Source organism: uncultured Algoriphagus sp. (assembly GCF_963974835.1).
Classification (GTDB): domain Bacteria; phylum Bacteroidota; class Bacteroidia; order Cytophagales; family Cyclobacteriaceae; genus Algoriphagus.
In genome coordinates, this window is record NZ_CAXBET010000001.1 from 1188375 (window position 1) to 1206332 (window position 17958).

The window sequence follows — 17958 nt, forward strand, 5'->3', positions numbered from 1 at the left end:
AAGATTTTAAGATGCTTTTAGTTAATCAAATTCGAGAAAACTATGCCGGAGTTCTTGCCGGACTTCAAAAGAGAAATTTCCCAAATGCAGAAGCTGTACTGAATCAGGCAGTTGAGCTGGATGAGTTGAGAAAGTCCAGCCAGTCAGAGCGTGATCTAATACAAAGCGAGTCTAATGCTATATCGAAGCAGATAGGATCGTTGATGCGGGATGGGAAAGCTGAAGAGGCAGTCAAAATCAAAGAAAAAACTGCTGAACTGAAAATTCAGATCAAAGATCTGGAAGAGCAAAACTCAAAAGCCGAAGCGGATTTGCTTTCTTTACTTTATACCATTCCAAATATTCCCCACACTTCTGTTCCAGCTGGTAAATCTGCAGAGGACAATGAAGTAGTTTTGGAGAATGGTGCAATTCCTACTCTCTTTGAAGGGAAGCTACCTCACTGGGATTTGATCAAAAAATACGATATCATAGATTTCGATCTTGGCGTAAAAATAACGGGAGCAGGTTTTCCGGTTTATAAGGGAAAAGGAGCAAGACTTCAGCGAGCCCTGATTAACTTCTTTTTGGATGAGGCGCTGGCTCAGGGATATTATGAGATCCAACCGCCGATTTTGGTAAATGAAGACTCAGGCTTTGGCACCGGTCAGCTTCCTGATAAGGAAGGTCAAATGTATTATGCAGATGCGGATAAGATGTATCTGATCCCAACGGGAGAGGTTCCCATTACAAATATTTACCGGGATGTGATTCTTTCTGAGAGTGATCTTCCCATTAAAAATGTTGGTCATTCTCCTTGTTTCCGAAGGGAAGCTGGAAGCTGGGGTGCTCACGTAAGGGGATTAAACAGATTACATCAGTTTGATAAGGTGGAGATAGTTCAGATTACTCATCCTGATAAATCCTATGAGACTTTGGAAAGTATGAGCAAGTATGTGCAGGGTCTTTTGCAAAAGCTAGAATTGCCTTACCGAGTTCTGAGACTTTGCGGAGGGGACATGGGATTTACTTCAGCGTTGACTTATGATATGGAAGTGTTTTCCGCAGCGCAAGAGAGATGGTTAGAAGTGAGCTCTGTTTCTAACTTTGAAACGTATCAGTCTAACCGGTTGAAATTGCGTTTTAGAGGAGCCGATAAGAAAACTCAATTAGCACATTCTCTAAATGGATCTGCATTGGCATTGCCTAGAATCGTTGCTTCCATCTTGGAAAACAATCAGACGCCTGATGGAATTAATATGCCAAAAGTGCTACATCCTTATTTAGGATTTGACAAGATTGACTGATTTGTTTACTTAAGATGAGGCTTCAACTTTCCTCTTAAAAAAAGAAGTAAAATAAAACTGAGAATTCGTAAATATCGGTAGCAAGTTATTAAGTAAAAAAGGGAACCTCATATAGAAGAGGTTCCCTTTTTGTTGGAATTTAATAGCGGAACAGCTTTCAAAAGAGAGTATAGCCTAAGATTAGATTAACTGAATTGTAAAGGGCATCTAATCCGAAATTTGCTCCAGTCTTGATTTCTTATGTAAATTTTTTTAAGCCCCAAACACACACCTAAAAAAAGCGATAGTAAAACAAGAGACCGAAACTAGCACCAACGGGAGTTTCGACATAGTTTTCAAAGGAAGGATTGGGGCCTGTTACTTTGTGTTTTGTCTTCATCCTATAAAAAATTCCTCCATCGACACTCATTCCAACTGTTCTAGAAATATTAAATTCCCTTCCCATTCTTAGGTTGTAATACCAAATAAAGGTTCGAAGATCCGTGTAGTTGTAATCTTCCTTTCGAAGAATAATGCCATTTCGGAGGTACCAAGGCTTTCTTGCGCTTAGTTCAGCACTGCCGGCAAAGTGATAAAAGAATTCTGTAGTATATATTTCAGGTTTGTTGATTTCTTTTTTATACCTGAAATCTGTCCCAAATGCCAAACCAACCTGCATTTGGCTAAGTTGATATCGTAAGCCCAGATTTATGCCTTCGTTATACCCAGTAGCAATTGACATATTTACCTTCTCACGCTCTTGGCTATAACCTACGACTGAAATGACTAGAAGCAGAAGTAGTATAAGAAAAGACTTCGGCATAGTACAACGTATGTTTTGAACTATCAATTTAAAAAAAAACACTATCCCCAAAGAAAATAGTTTTATTCGCCTTGTTTTTTCTTCGCTTCACGAAGTGATTTCAAGTAAAGTCCTTCCACCCGCTCTCGGGCCCATGGAGTTTTTCTGAGGAACTTCAAACTCGAATTGATCGAAGGATCATGAGTAAAGCAGCGAATGGTAATGCGCTCCCCGAGTTCTTCCCATCCATAGAATTCAACTAGATGCTCGACCATGTCGGCAAGTTTTACTCCATGAAGCGGGTTGTTGGGTTGGGTTTCCAATTGGGTATTTAAAATGGGTGGATTTAAAATTATAATTTGTTTTGAATAACTCAGCGATGAAGTTTGAAAGTGAAAGAAAAAACCTCCTAAGCTTCCTCTAAATCCAAAAAAGCTTTTCCGTTCATTACGATCTACTATCGTGATATTTTTTATTTCCTTTCGATAAAATCCCAAAGATTACCATACAAATCCTTGAAAACGGAGACTGTTCCAAATGCTTCTTCGGACGGCTCTCTGATGAACTCTACTCCTTTTGAAGTGTAATTGTGATAGTCTCTGTAAAAATTGTCGGTATATAAAAACAGGAACACTCTTCCGCCGGACTGAAAGCCAATTTGATTTCGCTGCAGTTCATCGGCAGCTTTTGCCAACAGCAGTTGGCAAGTAGATCCAGGAGGAGCAACCCTCACCCAGCGTTTGATGTCACTGATGTGAGTATCCTCGATTAATTCAAAACCTAAAACGTCCGTGTAGTACTCAATCGCCTCATCGTAATCTCTTACAAGAATTGCAATCTGGCCTAGTTGCTGTTTCATTGTTGCAAGTAGGGAAAACCAAAAGGAATTTGGAAACCCTAATTTATAATTCATGAAGTTTTTTCGGCCGAGGACTTAATATCTTCTACTATAAATATGGAATTGTTATTCAAGTCGTATAACCCAAATTCGTTTGTACCCCACGTGGTATTTCTGATAAGTTTATGGCAACTCACAATACCTTTGATAACCAGTGATTCAAAGTACGGTTCTATGTTTTTAACAAATATTCTAACCACTGATCCTCCCAGCAGAGGATCTTCAGGAGTATCCGCATGCCATTGTAAGTGCAGTTCAATTTCTTCTAATCGCATCCCGGCATACATATGATCTCCAAAAGTCTTTACGAAGCCCAGCGTGTGAGAATACCATTCAATATCCCGGTTGATATCATTGGATGGGAGTACGGGCACTGTTCCGATAAATTCTGTTTTCATTGTTGATAAATTCTAATCAGGCTATGTTTCGATAAACAGAGCCTGTTATTATCTCTCTGCCTCAAGGGTTCTGCGGACATCTTCCAAATCTCTTCGGATCTCGAAGATGCTATCCCACTCCCGACCTTCTTCACCATGCTCTATACCCACATACCCGTGGAAATTATGAGCCAGCACAATCTTCATCATTCTAGTATAATCCAGTGGATGCTCCACTCCAGAGTCATTCCAAACTGTTGGTTTTAGACTTACTCCTTTCGCTCTTGGCATGAGTTCTTCCACTCCACGGTAGGAGTCATAGGATATATCTTTCCCATTTTCCTCAGCTATTCTGAAATTTCCAAAATCGGGCAAAGTTCCAGCTCGAGGATGTGCCGTTTCTTTGATCATTTCCGCCAGCCATTTTCCATTGCTGGAAAAGCCTCCATGATTTTCGATCAACACATTAATATCAAAATCTTCCGCAAATTCACATAACTGACGTAAACCAGAACTTGTGATATCAATAGCGTTTTTCTCATCACTTTTTGAAGTGCTCCATGGTACGGCCGAATAAGCATTCACTCGAATAGAATGACAACCCAAGAACTTAGCTGCTTCTACCCATTTTTTATGGTTTTCTACAGTTTGTGTACGCTCTTCCGGAGTTGAAGCTCCCAGCATACCTTCTCCGTCACACATGATAAGAACCGATGTTACGCCTTCGCCGTCTGCTCGGGTTTTCATTTCTTTCAGGTAATTCATATCTGTGGCTTTGTCTTTGAAAAATTGGTTGACATATTCCACTGCATCTATCCCGTTCTTTTTGGCAAGTACGGGGAAATCCAAATGATCCATTTTACCTGCGAAAAGTTCCTTATTCAGGGACCATTCGGCAAGTGAAATTTTAAATAAGGGATCTGCTTTGGAATCAGAAAATGCATATTGAGGTAGCCCTAGCCCAAGTGCGGCCGTAGCAAGCCCTGCTGATTTTAGAAAATCTCTTCTTTTGTTCATTTTAAATAGAGTTAAAGACCTGTGTGCATTTTTAAGAGTTCTTAAAAAATGAAGTATTGTTACTATCTAATGGAAACCATTAATTGACCACTTTCTCAAACCTCCCATCCTTTTCTATATTCTCTTGTTAGCAATTTATTGGCTTCAGCATCATTGGAGATGCTCAAATTCATAGCATCGAATTCTACTTTTTTTCCAGCTCGCAATGCTACAGCGCCTAAATTAATGGTGTCGGTAATTGTCTGTGCTCGTATAAAACTCCCAGGGGTTTGTTTGCCTGATTGGATTGCTTCAACCCAAGCTGACGTGTTTCTCTCAACGCTTTCAGAATCAATCCGCTCGGTATCAGGACGGGTTACCATTTTACTTTCTGGAAGCAATACTGGGTTTTCTCCTCTAAATCCACCTAAAATTTTACCCTTTGTGCCAACGAGCATCAATCCTTCATCAGGAGTTTCCTTTCCGTCTATTTCCAATTCTTCGGGCGCAAATGGTTTCATTCCGCCGTCATACCAAATTAGATCAAAAGCGGGCAGATTGGTTTGTTCTGGGAATTTCCATTTGATCATACAGCTGGCGGGAAAAGCAACGTCATTTTTCACCCACTGATAGACTCCATTCACTTCTTCCCGGGTAGTGGTTCCAAAAGCTTTGGCGCTTAATGGAGAGCTGTTGATTCCCAGAGTTTCGAATAAAGGGAAAAGGCTGTAATGCCCCATGTCAGCAACCGATCCGCCTCCGAAATCATACCAACCCCGGAAGACGTTGTGTGTATAGTTTTTGTGATAGTCCATTTCAGGAACTGGGCCAAGCCATAGATCCCAGTTGAAGCCCTTAGGAATTATTTCATTTTCAGTAGGTCTTTTGGTCCACTGCTGCCATACCGGCCGATACGACCAATTGTGTATTTCTTTTAGATCTCCGATTAATCCTGCATCCATCCAAGCTTGGATCTGGCGATACTCAGGTCTATCCGACCAAGCTAATAGATGTGTGATCACGCCACTCGACTCCGCCTTCTCGATCACTTTTCTTGCTTCCAAAAGTCTGTTTGAGATTGGCTTGTGGGTGACTACGTGAATTCCTTGATTCATTGCCGCGAGTGCGATGGATGCATGCGTATGATCTGGCGTCATCACTTTGACCGCATCGACTCCTTTTTCCTTTGCAAATAACTCCCGGAAGTCCTCATAGGAAGCGCAGCCTTTATATGTACCGGAACGGCTGTCCTTTGAGTAATATTTTTCTACATATGCCTGACCCACATCTCTCCCTCCTGCAATTCCATTCACATTACTCCACCAGGTGTCATCTCCTAATGTTTCTCTGATGCCATCTCTAATACCATAGGGTGACCAATCAATGTAATTCTCTGAATATTTATTTACATCGCAGACAGCTATCACACGCACTTTTGGGTTTTCCAAAAGCTCACCCATTTCCCGCAATCCTTGGGTTCCACATCCAATATTTGCAATTGTTATTTGATCAGAAGGAGGGATTTTGCCAAGACCTGAAATTACATTGGATGGGACAATGGAAATGGATGCGGCTACTGTGGCAGCAGAACCAAGAAATTCCCTGCGGTTCAAATTTTTAATTGGTGCCATAATCGGGTAAGAGTTGGAAGTATAATTTACCAATGCTGACCTTCATTCCAAAGAGTTTTGCTTTCAGAAGTGATATTTCGGAGCTCTTCCATTGTTTTTGGTGATCATATTTAGATGGTTTTAATTTTTGGGGTAAATAGGATAAATTGATTTATCCAAACCCACTAACCGATGAAGCATATCCTATCCATATGTCTGCTTTCACTCTTCTATATTTCCTGTGAGGAGAAAAAAGAATCTCCCGACGAAATAGTTTACCCGGAGCGTCCTAACATACTCTGGATAGTGAATGAAGATATGTCACCTGAACATTTAGGAGTATACGGAGGCACTGGTGGCAAAACTCCCGTGTTGGATTCTCTGGCAAAGGCGGGAATAATTTTCACCAATGCATTTTCTACAGCAGGAGTTTGTGCTCCAAGTCGGGCAGCTTTGATCACAGGTGCATATCAAACTTCAATAGGAGCAATGCATATGCGTACGCTTTCCTTTTCTGCCGCAGGGGATGATAACTATCCGCCTGATCATAAGTCGTATTCTACAGTCATCCCTGAAGGCATGCATGGCTATCCCGAATACCTGAGAATGGCTGGGTATTATACCAGCAACAATGTCAAAGAGGATTATCAGTTTGAAGGGCCAGGAACCATGTGGGACGAGAGTAGTAACAAGGCACACTGGAGGAATCGTAAAGATCCTAATCAACCTTTTTTCTCGATTTTCAATTATACAACAACTCATGAGTCCCAGGTTTGGGCCAGAGAGAATGAAGAGTTGCTGGTGAATCCAGCGGATGTGACTGTGCCTCAGGTGTACCCAGATGATTCCATTACACGCCGAACTTTAGCTCGTTTTATCACCAATGTGATGCGGTTTGATGTGCAGGTTGGCGAGCTTTTGCAACAATTGAAGGATGATGGATTGTATGAGAATACCATCATCTTTTATTATTCTGATCATGGGGATGGCATGCCATACTATAAGAGGGAGTTATATGACAGAGGATTGCGTGTCCCTCTATTTGTGAAAGCGCCATTTATCAAACCGGGGACTGTGGATGATCAATTGGTGAGTTTTGTGGATTTCGGGCCTACAGTTCTCTCTTTGGCTGGCGTGAAAATTCCAGACACTATGCAGGGTCAGGCTTTTATGGGAAATCAAAAGTCACCACCTAGAAAGTATATCTATGCAGCTCGGGATAGATGGATTCGGAGGTGGATCGTGTACGCGCAGTGAGTGATGGACGCTTTAAATACATTAAAAACTACATGCTTGAAAAGCCAAACTATCAAAATATCCGCTACAGACTGAGCAATCCGTTAATGGTTCATCTGCTGGAATTGCATGCGGAGGGGAAATTGGATGAAAATCAAGAGCGTTGTTTTGACGAGTCTAAGCCTGAAGAAGAACTTTACGATACTAGGTCTGATCCGTATGAGTTTAATAACCTAGCAGGAAATGCAGACTATGCGGATAAATTAGCTGAGCTGCGTGAAGCCCATCTCAAGTGGATTGATGATTTCGGGGACTTGGGAGCGCTACCTGAAATGGAAATGGTAAAACAATGGTGGAATGGGGCAGACGAGCCGCCAATCACTGAATCGGCGGAAGTACATTTCGAGGATGGTAAAGTGTCACTTTCTTCAGCTACTAAAAGTGCTTCCATTGGTTATAAGAAAAGTTCTAGCGACGTGTGGTCTGTATATCTTTCCCCTTTTGAGATGAATGTTGGGGATTCCCTGTATGTACTTGCACACAGAATAGGGTATAAGCCGTCGACTCAAGCGATGATAGTGGAAGAGTAGAATGTCAATAACAACGATCAATTTTTAACTATGAATCGATTATTGATGTAGAACTCTTCTTACTTGACTGGCTTCAGTTGTTAAATTGTTGCTATCTGGTCAATCGATATAGGAAAAGAGTGCTGCGTTTGATCAAGGCTGGATATTCTTTTAAGTTGATCGTTTCGCCAGGTGCGTGTGCTCCGGTTCCCGATGCCCCAAGTCCATCTAGGCAATCAAGATATTCTGCGACGAAGGAAATATCACCCGCCCCTCGACTTCCAGGATCCCCAGGGTTCACTTCTCCAAAACCCATATCCAAACTTAATTTGTTGAGCTGCTCAGCTAGTTTGTAATTTCCTTCTGTAGGAATCATAGATGGTAGTCCATCAGAAAAAATGATTTCAGCATCTGTTTGATTTAGATTTCCATCTATAATTTCCTGCATCTTCTCCCGGGCTTTAATCTTTTGCTCCTCTCCAAGAAATCTTAAATCCCCCGTTACAAGTGCTTCACGGGCCACAATATTGGTTTTTCCCAATGCTTCACCTTTTCCGGAAACTGGGTCGTATTTGATGTCTGACCCACCGATAATCTGACCTGGATTGAAGGTCAAGTATTGCTCACCAGCTAATTCTTCCCGGAATTCTGTTAAGATTCTTGCAGCTTCATAGATAGCCCCAAAGCCGACTGCTTCCCTGAAAACTCCACTGGAATGCGACTGTTTTCCGCTGGTTTTCAATTGCCATCCGCTACTTCCTCTTCTGGCTACCGTCACTGTGCTGAAGCCCTGTGCTGTCTCATAAGCAAGAGCAATATCATGGGATTTTGATCTCTCGATGAAATCCCTGCGTGAAATTGACTCGTCTGCAGAACTCTCTTCATCACCTGTGAAATAAACTGTAATGGTCCTGTCTTCCAAATAGCCCAAGTCATTTAGAGCTTTGAGACTAGCCAGAATCATAACGTCTCCCCCTTTCATGTCATTTAGTCCCTGTCCAGTCGCTGTGGAATCATTCAAAACTGTGTAAGGAGAAAACGGCATATCTTTTTCGAAAACCGTATCCAGATGTCCTATCAGGAAAAGTTTCTTTCCTTGGGATCCTTTTCTGGTGGCTATAAAGTGGCCCGCTCTGTTGGATTCTACAGGCAATTGCATCCACTCCGTTTCAAACCCTATTTTCTTGAACTCCCGCTCAAAAAAGCTTCCCACTTTTCGAACCCCGGCTACATTCAATGAGCCTGAATTGATATTTACTACTTCTTCGAGAAGAGACAGTGTCTGCTGGTAGTTTTTATCGATTTCTTGCATTAGGTTCTCTTCTGCTTTAGTGAGTTGCTGGGCAAAAACAACAGAGCCAAAATAGAAAAAGAGTAAAGTCAGGAAGAGGTTTTTCATAGGTGGGAAATGCAGGTTCGATCGTAAGGTTCTAGCTGATTGCATGAATGCCAACTTAAGGTATCAGGAATCTATCAAGTAAAATTATCAGGATTAGGCTTAATTATATTGAGGCAAATAAATATCAAAAGTAGCTCCTTGGTTGGGTTTACCGTTGGCTGTGATATATCCATCGTGATTGTCAACTATTTTTTTCACTATAGCTAGGCCAATTCCCGTGCCTTGAAATTTCTCCTTTCCATGGAGTCTTTGAAACAATTCAAAAATCCTTTCACTATACTTTTGTTCAAAACCAATTCCATTGTCAGAAATTCTGAGATGGCAATAATTGATAGTTGGAGATAGCCGCTCAAATTCGAATTCATTTCCCAGGCCCTTTTTACTGGATACCACAATATGCGGATCCCTGTCCTTCACGGAGAATTTCAGGGAATTACTTATCAAGTTTTGTAAAAGTTGGCGAAACTGAAAAGGAATAATGTTAAGCGTGCATAGTTCTTCATATTCCACTATGGCATTGTGAAGGGCAAGTTCTTCCTTCAAGTCCATTTTCACTTCTTTGATCAGCTTGTTCAGGTCTGTAGCTTCAAATTTTCGTTCTGAAATAGAAGTTCTGGAGTAGGAGAGTAAATCACCAATTAAGGTCTGCATCCGCTTTGCAGCATTTTGCATTCGCTTAAATTGCTCTTTTCCATCCTCTGTGAGGTTATCGAATTCGTTTTCTAAGAGAAGTGTTGCAAAGGTTTGGATTTTTCGCAGAGGTTCCTGCAGGTCGTGACTTGAGATATAGGCAAAGGATTGCAATTCCTTATTCATACTAGCCAAGTCTTTTACGTTTTGGGCCAGTTCGTTAGTACGCTCCAAGACTAAGCGTTCCAGCTCATTGGTAAATTCCTTTTGGTCATGAATATCATTACTGGAGCCCACCCACATCTGAATTTCCCCTTCCTGATTTAGCTGTGGCTTGGCCCGGCTGAGTTGCCATCTGTAGGTTCCGTCATATTTGCGGAATCTATGTTCAAAAAAAAATTCTTTTCCTGTAGCTATGGATTCTGTCCAAGCTTTCAAACTTCCTATTTTATCATCTGGATGGACTATTGCAAGCCAACCTTCCAACTCAAGATCTTCCGGTTTATAGCCGGAATATTCATATACTGATTGGTTAAAATAGTTTAAGTTGCCATCCGGATCGGCTGTCCAAATATGCTGGGGAATAGAGTTTGCCAACAGTCTAAACTTCTGCTCACTTTCTTCGAGTTTTTGGATATTGTTTTTTTCTGATGTGATATCTCGGACAGTACCTAATACTTTTAAAGGAGCATTATTTTCATCATAGTGTACTTTCCCTTTGACTTCTATCCAGCGTTGGTTACCATCCCGATGTACGACCCTGCATGTGTAAGCCAAATTGCCATCGATAAAAGATTTCTCAAATGCTGATTTTCTGATCTGCAGGTCTTTAGGATGTATACTGTTTACGAAAAGCTCGTGATTATTATCCTCGCCTTCAGTAAGATCGAAAATTTCATGAAGTCTTTTGGATCCATCGAGTTTTCTGTTCTGTAAATTGAAATCATAAATACCAAGTTCTGAAGCTTCAATTACCATGGTAAGTTGCTCTTCACTGGCTTCGACTTTCTTATGAGCTAGGACCTGATCAGTGACGATGTGTCCGATGGTGATGACTCCATCTATGTCGCCATTGGAGTCATAAAGTGCCTCATAGCTGAAGTTAACATAGATGGTTTCAAGATTTCCGTCCCGAAGAATTTGAACCGGAAGTTCTGAAGCAGCAAATCGTTTTCCAGTCTTGTATACATCATCGAGCAATTCTTTGATTCCCTGATCTACTAGCTCAGGAATGGCTTCAAAAATTGGCTTATTTATTACATCTTCACGCTTCCGGCCCCATATGGATAGCGCTTTATTATTGACGATATCAGTGATGTAGTTTGGTCCTGTAAATGTGGCTATAGAAGCTGGTGCCTGTTGGATTATTAATCTAAGTTTTAGCTCACTTCTTTCCAGTTTTGATTTCAGTAATAATTCTTGAGTAGTCTCTGCGCAGGTCACCAGTACTCCGGCTATCTTTCCCTCGTCATCTCTGGCAGGGCTGTAACTGAAAGTCCAATACACGTCTTCGAGTTGCCCATTTCGGAAAATTGGGACTAATAAATTCTCAAAATACAGCGATTCCCCATCTGTCAGCACCTGGTCCATTAGAGGTTTGATTATGTGCCAGATTTCTGACCATGCTTCTTCACCATTCATTCCTAGCATGGAGGGATGCTTACCCTCTGCACCTAAACTAGGTCTGTAAGCGTCGTTATAAAAACAGGTAAGTTCAGGTCCCCAATAAAGGAACTTAGGGAATTTGGATGATAATAGAATATTAAGCGTAGTAATCAGACTTTGTGGCCATGTCTCAGGCAAACCTATAGCTGTTTTGCTCCAATCTTTTTCTCGAATTAATTGCCCCATTTCGCCGCCTCCTATAGGAAAAGCACGGAAATTTGCAGGTTGATATGTCATAAAATACTTACTGTGATTGAATTACAAAATTATCTTTGGAGGGTTGAAATGCTCTGTTTGCCAAACTATCTATACCTTTTAGAATCACATCTTTTAGTTTTGAATATTCACCAGGCTTACGTATAAAGCGGAATGCTCCCTGCTCAAAAAGTAAATTTACGACTGGTTCATCCATCGAAGTAGAATAGATAATGATAGGTAAGTCCCTGAATTTGTCATTGGACATGATTTCAGTCAAGCATTCAAAACCCGATTTCATGGGCATATTTAGGTCTAAAAATATTACATCAGGGAGGGCATCTTTTTCAGTCAAAAGTAGATTCATTAGCTCTACCCCATTTGTTACCGTAGTAAGCCTTGTTTCGATGGGTAATTTTGAAAGAGAATCTTTAAAAAAGAATCGATCATCTACATCGTCATCAGCCAATAATAGTCTAATAGGTTGTGCGTTCATTGAGCTCTTTTTAAACTAGTTAGAAATTTGGCGACACTGTATATTCAAAGATAACATAATTGAAATCTATATTTCCTTTTGAAAGCCATAGTTTCAGAAGGTTGGTACTCAGAAAAACATCATGTCTTTCTGGGTTTATATTATAGACAGGGAATTATCCGACACTATGTGGGAAACTGAAACATCTAAAATGTTTTTTTTCAGCCACGCTGCCATGAATTCTGATCCTCCTTCTTCGCTTGCTGAATGACCTATGATAATCAGCCCAAGTTTTTGACCCATCTCATTGGCATTTCTCACATATTCAGGAGTTTCCCATTCCGGACTTTCACCACAGATCAAGACATCAGGTTTCTCCTTCATTAGCATTTCTATTTGCCTTTTTCCTCCAGCAGCCCCTGGCATTAGTAGGATTTTGCTGGCTTTTTGGGAAAGGTCTCCGACATAGCGAAGCGCAGGAACTTCCATTTTCATCTTGATATGTGAGATAAGTTCTTCCAAGGTAGTCTCGGGCAGATTCAAGACTGCGTTTTGTTTATAGTATTTTTCCCAGCCTAGTTCCTGGACTACTCCCAGCTGAACACCATCAATCTTCAGACTGTGTACATAATCATGATTTCTCCAGATTACAATCCCGTGCTCATCCAGAAGCTTTCGTTTGAATTGGTAAACTGAATCGTTTTGTAGCCATCCAGTTTCATCAGCATGATTGTAAAAAGTCGGTTCGTGTGCGATGATGAAATTCGCATTTAGCTCAATGGCTTTTCGGATTACAGTCAAGGTTGCGAACATGGTAGTCACAATCCCAGTTACTTTTTGTTCTTTGGAACCGGTTTTCAAAGTATCCACAGTTTGTGAGAATGGAGCTCCGGGAATCTGAGCAATGAACAAATCCATGATTTCTCCTACAGTAAAAGTTTTTTTCGTGGTAGAATAGGAGCTAAAAGGATTTGCAATTAACCCCGTGCCTATCATTAAGCTGGATTTTTTAATGAATGATCTTCTATTTGATTTCATGTTAAAATGGGTTGCTTGGGTAAAATATCTCTAGGTAAATGATAGAGAAATCTAGATGAGGTATCTCTTGAAAAACTGCTGACTTCAAGTTAATGAAAAGTAATAAAAAAAGCCGTTTGATTTTTACAAACGGCTCATAATTAGGGGTATAAACTGGTTAGTTCACAGAGATATTCGAGAACCAGATGAATTTTTCACCAGCTTGATTAGCATGCGTAGTAGCTAATTTGATTGGCCCGAACTGCTCCACATTTTCCCAGGTTGTAGGTCTGCCTTCTGGTCCATTTCCTCTGCGGAAAACCCATTCTAATATCATGTTGTTTTCATCCAAATACAGATCATATGCATCTCCAGGTGTGTAGCCATCGGCAGCATTATATACTATGGTCAATTTGGTTGAGTTGGTTCCAGCTATCGGTGTGGGTACATTTTCTTCTGTTTCATATTCGTAGCCGCTATCCCACGCCAGTTGGAAAGGGAACATCATCCAGTATTTATCATTAATGAAACCTTTGTCGACGTCTGGCATAGAATCCGCAGCCATGTCCAGACTGTAGGTAAAGCTGGTGTCCGATGTGGCGTAGTAAACGGTGCGGTCTTTGACATTCCATTTCCAATCTCTTGTCATCACATTTACAGAGTCGCGCTGTACATTCCAAGTGTATGCGATGGAGTTGACTTCGTCAAATTTATCATAGCCATAAGCCATCGCCACTTTCATTGGCAAGGTGTCTGGTGTGGTTTCTGTGGGTTGACATGCATATAATGCGCAGACAACCAGAAGTGTAAGAGTAAGATTTTTCATATTGTTTTATTAGATTTTTACGATCATATGGTTTGGTATCATGAGGGATCTTTGGCGCTGTATAATTATCCTTCTGGACTTTTTCTATTTTCTTTATTTCATACCAAAGGTTTTCTATAAAGTTAGCAGACTTAAAATTCAGATTGATTCTTTAGCCACTTTTTATATTTCTGGTATTCAATTGGTTGATATAGCGTTCTTATAAATCCGAAAATGCGATTTAATACTAACATACTAACAAATAGTGGTGAAGGAAAGATTTTATTTTGTCCTTCTGCAATCCCTCGGAGAATAGATGTGGCTACCCAGCTAGGTGATGAACAGGAAAGTCTAGGGAATGTTTTTTTTCTGCTCATTAAAAAAACTGTGTTTATGTAGCGGATTTTTTAAACTTTCATTGTCAAAATCCACAGCTAAACTCTCAGGACTTAATAGGAGCAATTGGCTCTCAAGTTCCTCTACACAATCAAATTTTTCTTTTTGTGAAAGAATTACATCGCATACTTTGCTTCAGGAAACTTAATAGTGATTGGATTTATTTTGATGGCAAAAAGAGGTTTTTGCGAGCTTATATCTGGAAAATAGGCTGGATCGATATGTAAGTTTTTTAGAGTAGCTAGTTTGCCCCAGCCAGATGCGGAAGGTTTGGTGAAGAAATTCACTCCGTCCCATAATTGATGTAAGTCTATTGGAAGCAGACTTGTAGAGATAGGCAATTGAAATCCTCCACAGGTTACTTCACATGAAAAAATGCTTATGTCGCCAACCTTTACCTGAATCAATTCTTTCCCCTCACTTTTCTCCCAGGAAAAAGGCAAAGTCTCCTTTGGAATACCCCAGTTGGTGTGGCCATTTTGAGTGCTCACTTCAGAGCTCACATAGATTTTGGTGATGGATTGCTTGAAATATGGAGCAAATTTTCCCGGGATAAAAAGCAACTCCTTATAGGAACCAACCGGAGAAATGTAGTAGTCTACCAGCATCACATATCCTAATCCTCCTCGAAACTTGCCCTTCAGATGTTCTGGTAGATTTGCATTTGTTTCCACCCATTTTTTTGAGAATTTATAAATCAACATGATCCCTTCACCTTTCAATGTCCATGGTGCAGGTGATTTCTTATAAAGTTTAAGATTCTTTACCGGGATTTGATGATTTTCAGGCATAGGGTGAAGGGCTGACACTCGTCCAGCCACCGTCTATTATAAGAGTTTGTCCGGTGATATGTCTTGCCTCATCAGAGACTAAAAATGCTGCAGCATTGGCGATGTCCTGTACAACGGCGGGCCGTCCTAGAGGAGTGATTTTTGACCAGGTTGTTTCATATTCCGGATCAAGTGCTGTCCTGTTTGTCACCGTTGCTCCAGGGGCAATGGTATTTATTCTGATTTTGAATGGAGCAAGTTCTAGCACTAGGTTTTTGGCGAGCATTTCTATTGCTGCCTTGCTCATAGCATAAGCAGCGAGATTTTCATGACTTTGGTGAGCAGTGACTGAAGATGTGAAAAGTAATGCTCCTCCATTAGGTTGGTCTTTCATTACTTTGGCAGCAGCCTGGGCCAGAAAGAAAGTCCCGGCCTGATTGACTCTGGTGACTTCCATGAAATCCGCTCTGGAATACTCCAAAAATGCTCCGAAAAGAGTGATGCCCGAGTTAGCAATAACAATATCTACCGATCCAAAATTTGAGAGGGCAGTTTCTATCAACCCATTGATCACCACCTCAGAACTGGCATCACCAGAAATTGCAATCGCAGAAACTCCATGTATATGGCTGATTCGCTGGCATGCGTCGCGGATCAAGCCTTCTTCGAGGTCATTTAGGATTATATTGATACTTTGAGCAGCAAGCTTCTCTGCTATAGCCAGGCCAATTCCCTGTCCTGCTCCGGTGATAATGGCGGTCTTTTGGGGTTTCATTAAGTGTTTTCTATGGTTAAAAAAAAGAAAAGTAATTTACGAATGAAATGTATCCAAGCTTCTTCGGACCTGATTTATAAAGTGTAATGATTTCATCAGTCAGGAATTCCCTGAAAATTAATTCTTCTGGCGCTTTAGAGGAAATAATGAAATTGATAAAAAAAGCTTCCAGGTTTTCTAAATCTGGAAGCTTTTCAGTTTTATGATTAATGTGAATCTCGTTTTACTTCAGATCCCGAACTTCCCTGTAGAAAGTCAAAATCGACACCATCATGGGCTTGATTTACTTTGTCAAGGAAAAGATTAACATATCCTCGCTCATAAGGTAGGTTCAAAGGCTTGAAGTTTGCCTTCCTATTTTCAAATTCCTCGTCAGAGATCATCAGATTCAATGTTCTTGCCGGCACATTAAGCTCAATCATATCCCCATTCTGCACAAATGCCAGCGGTCCACCAATAGCGGATTCCGGTGAAACGTGAAGGACTACAGTTCCATATCCTGTCCCACTCATTCTGCCGTCCGAAATACGGACCATATCTTTAACCCCTTTGGCAAGGAGTTTTTGAGGCAGCCCCATATTACCAACTTCCGGCATTCCAGGATATCCTTTTGGTCCCACATTCTTCATGACCATCACACAGGTTTCATCGATATCCAGTTCGGGAGTATCAATTCTAGCTTTGTAATCGTCGATATTTTCAAATACTACAGCACGGCCTATGTGAATCAATAAGCTTGGTGTGGCTGCAGAAGGTTTGATCACCGCCCCATTTGGACAGAGATTTCCCTTTAAGACTGCGATTCCTGAATCAGGCTTGATAGGATTTTCGAAAGTCCCAATCAAGGCTCTGTCGTAACATTCCGCTTTTTCTATGTTATCGCCAATTGTCTTTCCATTCGCAGTGATGGAGTCCCGGTGCAAGTATTTCTCTATTTCTTTCATTACAGCAGGTAGTCCGCCTGCATAAAATAAGTCTTCTACCCAATGTTCTCCTGACGGTTGCACATTTGCGATCAGCGGAATCATCGAAGAGAACTTATCGAAATCAGTTAAGTCCACATCCACGCCGATTCGCTTGGCAATTGCAGTCAAGTGAAGAATAAAGTTCGTAGATCCGCCCAAAGCGGCATTGACCATAATTGAGTTTTCAAATGCCTTTCGGGTAAGTATTTTGCTCATTCTCAGGTCTTCATTCACCATCTCCACGATTCGCATGCCTGTCATATGAGCTAGCACTTTTCGTCTGGAATCTGCCGCTGGGATGGTTGCATTGTCAGGGAGAGATAGACCGAGGGATTCGACCATGGCTGCCATAGTGGAGGCTGTTCCCATAGGAGCGCAATGGCCCACAGAACGTGACATAGCCGCTTCTGCTTCGATGAATTCTTCCTGAGTGATTTTTCCTAATTTGAAATCCTCAGCAAAGCGCCACACATCTGATGTTCCTATTTTCTTTCCTTTAAATCGGCCTACCAACATGGGACCTCCGGAGAGAACAATAGCCGGTATGTCTACTGATGCGGCTCCCATTACTAATGACGGAGTTGTTTTATCACAGCCACACATGAGTACCACACCGTCCATAGGATTTGCCCGAATGCTTTCTTCCACGTCCATACTAGCCAGATTTCGGAATAGCATGGCTGTAGGTTTGATTGAGCATTCGCCCAAAGACATTACTGGAAATTCCAGAGGGAAACCTCCTGCTTCCCAAATTCCGCGTTTTAAGGCTTCGGCAAGATCTCTAAAATGTGCGTTGCAGGGAGTAAGTTCAGACCAGGTATTGCAGATTCCGATTACAGGTTTGTCACCCTCAAATAAGTGATGGGGAAAGCCCTGATTTTTCATCCAGGATCTATAAATGAATCCGTCTTTTCCAGTGCGGCCGTACCAATCTTGGCTCCGGAGTTTTTTCTTTGACATATAGGTTGTTTTGGCTAATCGAGCCAGAATTTACCAAAAATTACGAGAAGCAAAGAGGTCAAAGAATATTGTCTGAGTATTTATTTTAATTACAGATTATTCATTCTAATCTGATATATGCTGTAGTTGACTGATTTTGTGGTAACTATGGCT

General features: G+C 41.2%; 17 protein-coding genes. 3 read left to right on the plus strand and 14 right to left on the minus strand.

The annotated features are described in order from the left end of the window. Positions 1–11 precede the first annotated feature (11 nt). A complete protein-coding gene (gene serS, locus AACZ73_RS05295) occupies positions 12–1286 on the plus strand; it encodes a serine--tRNA ligase (protein WP_339876040.1) in 1275 nt (424 codons plus the stop codon). A 271-nt stretch (positions 1287–1557) separates the two neighbouring features. On the opposite strand, the gene AACZ73_RS05300 is transcribed toward serS, so the two are convergent. From AACZ73_RS05300 to AACZ73_RS05325, 6 genes are all read right to left on the minus strand, one after another. Beyond that, positions 1558–2088, minus strand: a complete 531-nt coding sequence (locus AACZ73_RS05300) for a hypothetical protein (protein ID WP_339876042.1) — start codon at positions 2086–2088, stop codon at positions 1558–1560. Positions 2089–2150: 62 nt separating this feature from the next. Then, positions 2151–2390, minus strand: coding sequence for a VF530 family protein (locus tag AACZ73_RS05305; protein ID WP_339876044.1), 240 nt, complete (start codon positions 2388–2390; stop codon positions 2151–2153). 149 nt (positions 2391–2539) lie between these two features. Next, a complete protein-coding gene (locus AACZ73_RS05310) occupies positions 2540–2926 on the minus strand; it encodes a VOC family protein (RefSeq protein ID WP_339876046.1) in 387 nt (128 codons plus the stop codon). 50 nt (positions 2927–2976) lie between these two features. Continuing rightward, complete coding sequence (locus tag AACZ73_RS05315; protein WP_339876048.1) at positions 2977–3363, minus strand: glyoxalase/bleomycin resistance/extradiol dioxygenase family protein; 387 nt, start codon at positions 3361–3363, stop codon at positions 2977–2979. Between the two features lie 48 nt (positions 3364–3411). Next, positions 3412–4359 carry a TIM barrel protein gene (locus AACZ73_RS05320; RefSeq protein ID WP_339876050.1) on the minus strand — a complete coding sequence of 316 codons (948 nt, stop codon included), beginning with the start codon at positions 4357–4359 and terminating at the stop codon, positions 3412–3414. Positions 4360–4454: 95 nt separating this feature from the next. Further along, the gene (locus AACZ73_RS05325) at positions 4455–5969 is read right to left on the minus strand and encodes a Gfo/Idh/MocA family oxidoreductase (RefSeq protein ID WP_339876052.1); all 1515 of its coding nucleotides are present in this window, start codon (positions 5967–5969) and stop codon (positions 4455–4457) included. Positions 5970–6140: 171 nt separating this feature from the next. Between AACZ73_RS05325 and AACZ73_RS05330 the strand changes: the two genes are divergently transcribed. Continuing rightward, a complete protein-coding gene (locus tag AACZ73_RS05330; RefSeq protein ID WP_339876054.1) occupies positions 6141–7205 on the plus strand; it encodes a sulfatase in 1065 nt (354 codons plus the stop codon). Then, positions 7172–7774 (plus strand): hypothetical protein, encoded by a 603-nt coding sequence (locus AACZ73_RS05335; protein WP_339876056.1) that lies wholly within the window; start codon positions 7172–7174, stop codon positions 7772–7774. The genes AACZ73_RS05330 and AACZ73_RS05335 overlap by 34 nt, the downstream gene beginning before the upstream one ends. A gap of 91 nt (positions 7775–7865) precedes the next feature. On the opposite strand, the gene AACZ73_RS05340 is transcribed toward AACZ73_RS05335, so the two are convergent. From AACZ73_RS05340 to AACZ73_RS05375, 8 genes are all read right to left on the minus strand, one after another. After that, on the minus strand, positions 7866–9152 hold the full coding sequence (locus AACZ73_RS05340; protein ID WP_339876058.1) for a M20/M25/M40 family metallo-hydrolase: 1287 nt from the start codon (positions 9150–9152) through the stop codon (positions 7866–7868). A 99-nt stretch (positions 9153–9251) separates the two neighbouring features. Continuing rightward, a complete protein-coding gene (locus AACZ73_RS05345; protein WP_339876060.1) occupies positions 9252–11684 on the minus strand; it encodes a PAS domain S-box protein in 2433 nt (810 codons plus the stop codon). A 7-nt stretch (positions 11685–11691) separates the two neighbouring features. Next, positions 11692–12138 (minus strand): response regulator, encoded by a 447-nt coding sequence (locus AACZ73_RS05350; RefSeq protein WP_339876062.1) that lies wholly within the window; start codon positions 12136–12138, stop codon positions 11692–11694. A gap of 135 nt (positions 12139–12273) precedes the next feature. Then, complete coding sequence (locus AACZ73_RS05355) at positions 12274–13155, minus strand: Nif3-like dinuclear metal center hexameric protein (RefSeq protein WP_339876064.1); 882 nt, start codon at positions 13153–13155, stop codon at positions 12274–12276. Between the two features lie 157 nt (positions 13156–13312). Further along, complete coding sequence (locus AACZ73_RS05360) at positions 13313–13960, minus strand: hypothetical protein (protein WP_339876066.1); 648 nt, start codon at positions 13958–13960, stop codon at positions 13313–13315. Positions 13961–14451: 491 nt separating this feature from the next. After that, positions 14452–15126: a hypothetical protein gene (locus AACZ73_RS05365; protein WP_339876067.1), complete on the minus strand. Its 675-nt coding sequence runs from the start codon at positions 15124–15126 to the stop codon at positions 14452–14454. Beyond that, on the minus strand, positions 15119–15880 hold the full coding sequence (locus AACZ73_RS05370) for an SDR family oxidoreductase (RefSeq protein ID WP_339876069.1): 762 nt from the start codon (positions 15878–15880) through the stop codon (positions 15119–15121). The genes AACZ73_RS05365 and AACZ73_RS05370 overlap by 8 nt, the downstream gene beginning before the upstream one ends. A gap of 206 nt (positions 15881–16086) precedes the next feature. Beyond that, positions 16087–17805, minus strand: a complete 1719-nt coding sequence (locus tag AACZ73_RS05375) for an IlvD/Edd family dehydratase (RefSeq protein WP_339876070.1) — start codon at positions 17803–17805, stop codon at positions 16087–16089. Positions 17806–17958: the final 153 nt, after the last annotated feature.

Bases quoted from the DNA above. Each gene is read 5' to 3' on its own strand.
- serS (WP_339876040.1), top strand. From the start codon at position 12: ATGCTTTTAGTTAATCAAATTCGAGAAAACTATGCCGGAGTTCTTGCC.
- AACZ73_RS05300 (WP_339876042.1), bottom strand. From the start codon at position 2,088: ATGCCGAAGTCTTTTCTTATACTACTTCTGCTTCTAGTCATTTCAGTC.
- AACZ73_RS05310 (WP_339876046.1), bottom strand. From the start codon at position 2,926: ATGAAACAGCAACTAGGCCAGATTGCAATTCTTGTAAGAGATTACGAT.
- AACZ73_RS05315 (WP_339876048.1), bottom strand. From the start codon at position 3,363: ATGAAAACAGAATTTATCGGAACAGTGCCCGTACTCCCATCCAATGAT.
- AACZ73_RS05320 (WP_339876050.1), bottom strand. From the start codon at position 4,359: ATGAACAAAAGAAGAGATTTTCTAAAATCAGCAGGGCTTGCTACGGCC.
- AACZ73_RS05325 (WP_339876052.1), bottom strand. From the start codon at position 5,969: ATGGCACCAATTAAAAATTTGAACCGCAGGGAATTTCTTGGTTCTGCT.
- AACZ73_RS05330 (WP_339876054.1), top strand. From the start codon at position 6,141: ATGAAGCATATCCTATCCATATGTCTGCTTTCACTCTTCTATATTTCC.
- AACZ73_RS05335 (WP_339876056.1), top strand. From the start codon at position 7,172: ATGGATTCGGAGGTGGATCGTGTACGCGCAGTGAGTGATGGACGCTTT.
- AACZ73_RS05340 (WP_339876058.1), bottom strand. From the start codon at position 9,152: ATGAAAAACCTCTTCCTGACTTTACTCTTTTTCTATTTTGGCTCTGTT.
- AACZ73_RS05345 (WP_339876060.1), bottom strand. From the start codon at position 11,684: ATGACATATCAACCTGCAAATTTCCGTGCTTTTCCTATAGGAGGCGGC.
- AACZ73_RS05350 (WP_339876062.1), bottom strand. From the start codon at position 12,138: ATGAACGCACAACCTATTAGACTATTATTGGCTGATGACGATGTAGAT.
- AACZ73_RS05355 (WP_339876064.1), bottom strand. From the start codon at position 13,155: ATGAAATCAAATAGAAGATCATTCATTAAAAAATCCAGCTTAATGATA.
- AACZ73_RS05360 (WP_339876066.1), bottom strand. From the start codon at position 13,960: ATGAAAAATCTTACTCTTACACTTCTGGTTGTCTGCGCATTATATGCA.
- AACZ73_RS05365 (WP_339876067.1), bottom strand. From the start codon at position 15,126: ATGCCTGAAAATCATCAAATCCCGGTAAAGAATCTTAAACTTTATAAG.
- AACZ73_RS05370 (WP_339876069.1), bottom strand. From the start codon at position 15,880: ATGAAACCCCAAAAGACCGCCATTATCACCGGAGCAGGACAGGGAATT.
- AACZ73_RS05375 (WP_339876070.1), bottom strand. From the start codon at position 17,805: ATGTCAAAGAAAAAACTCCGGAGCCAAGATTGGTACGGCCGCACTGGA.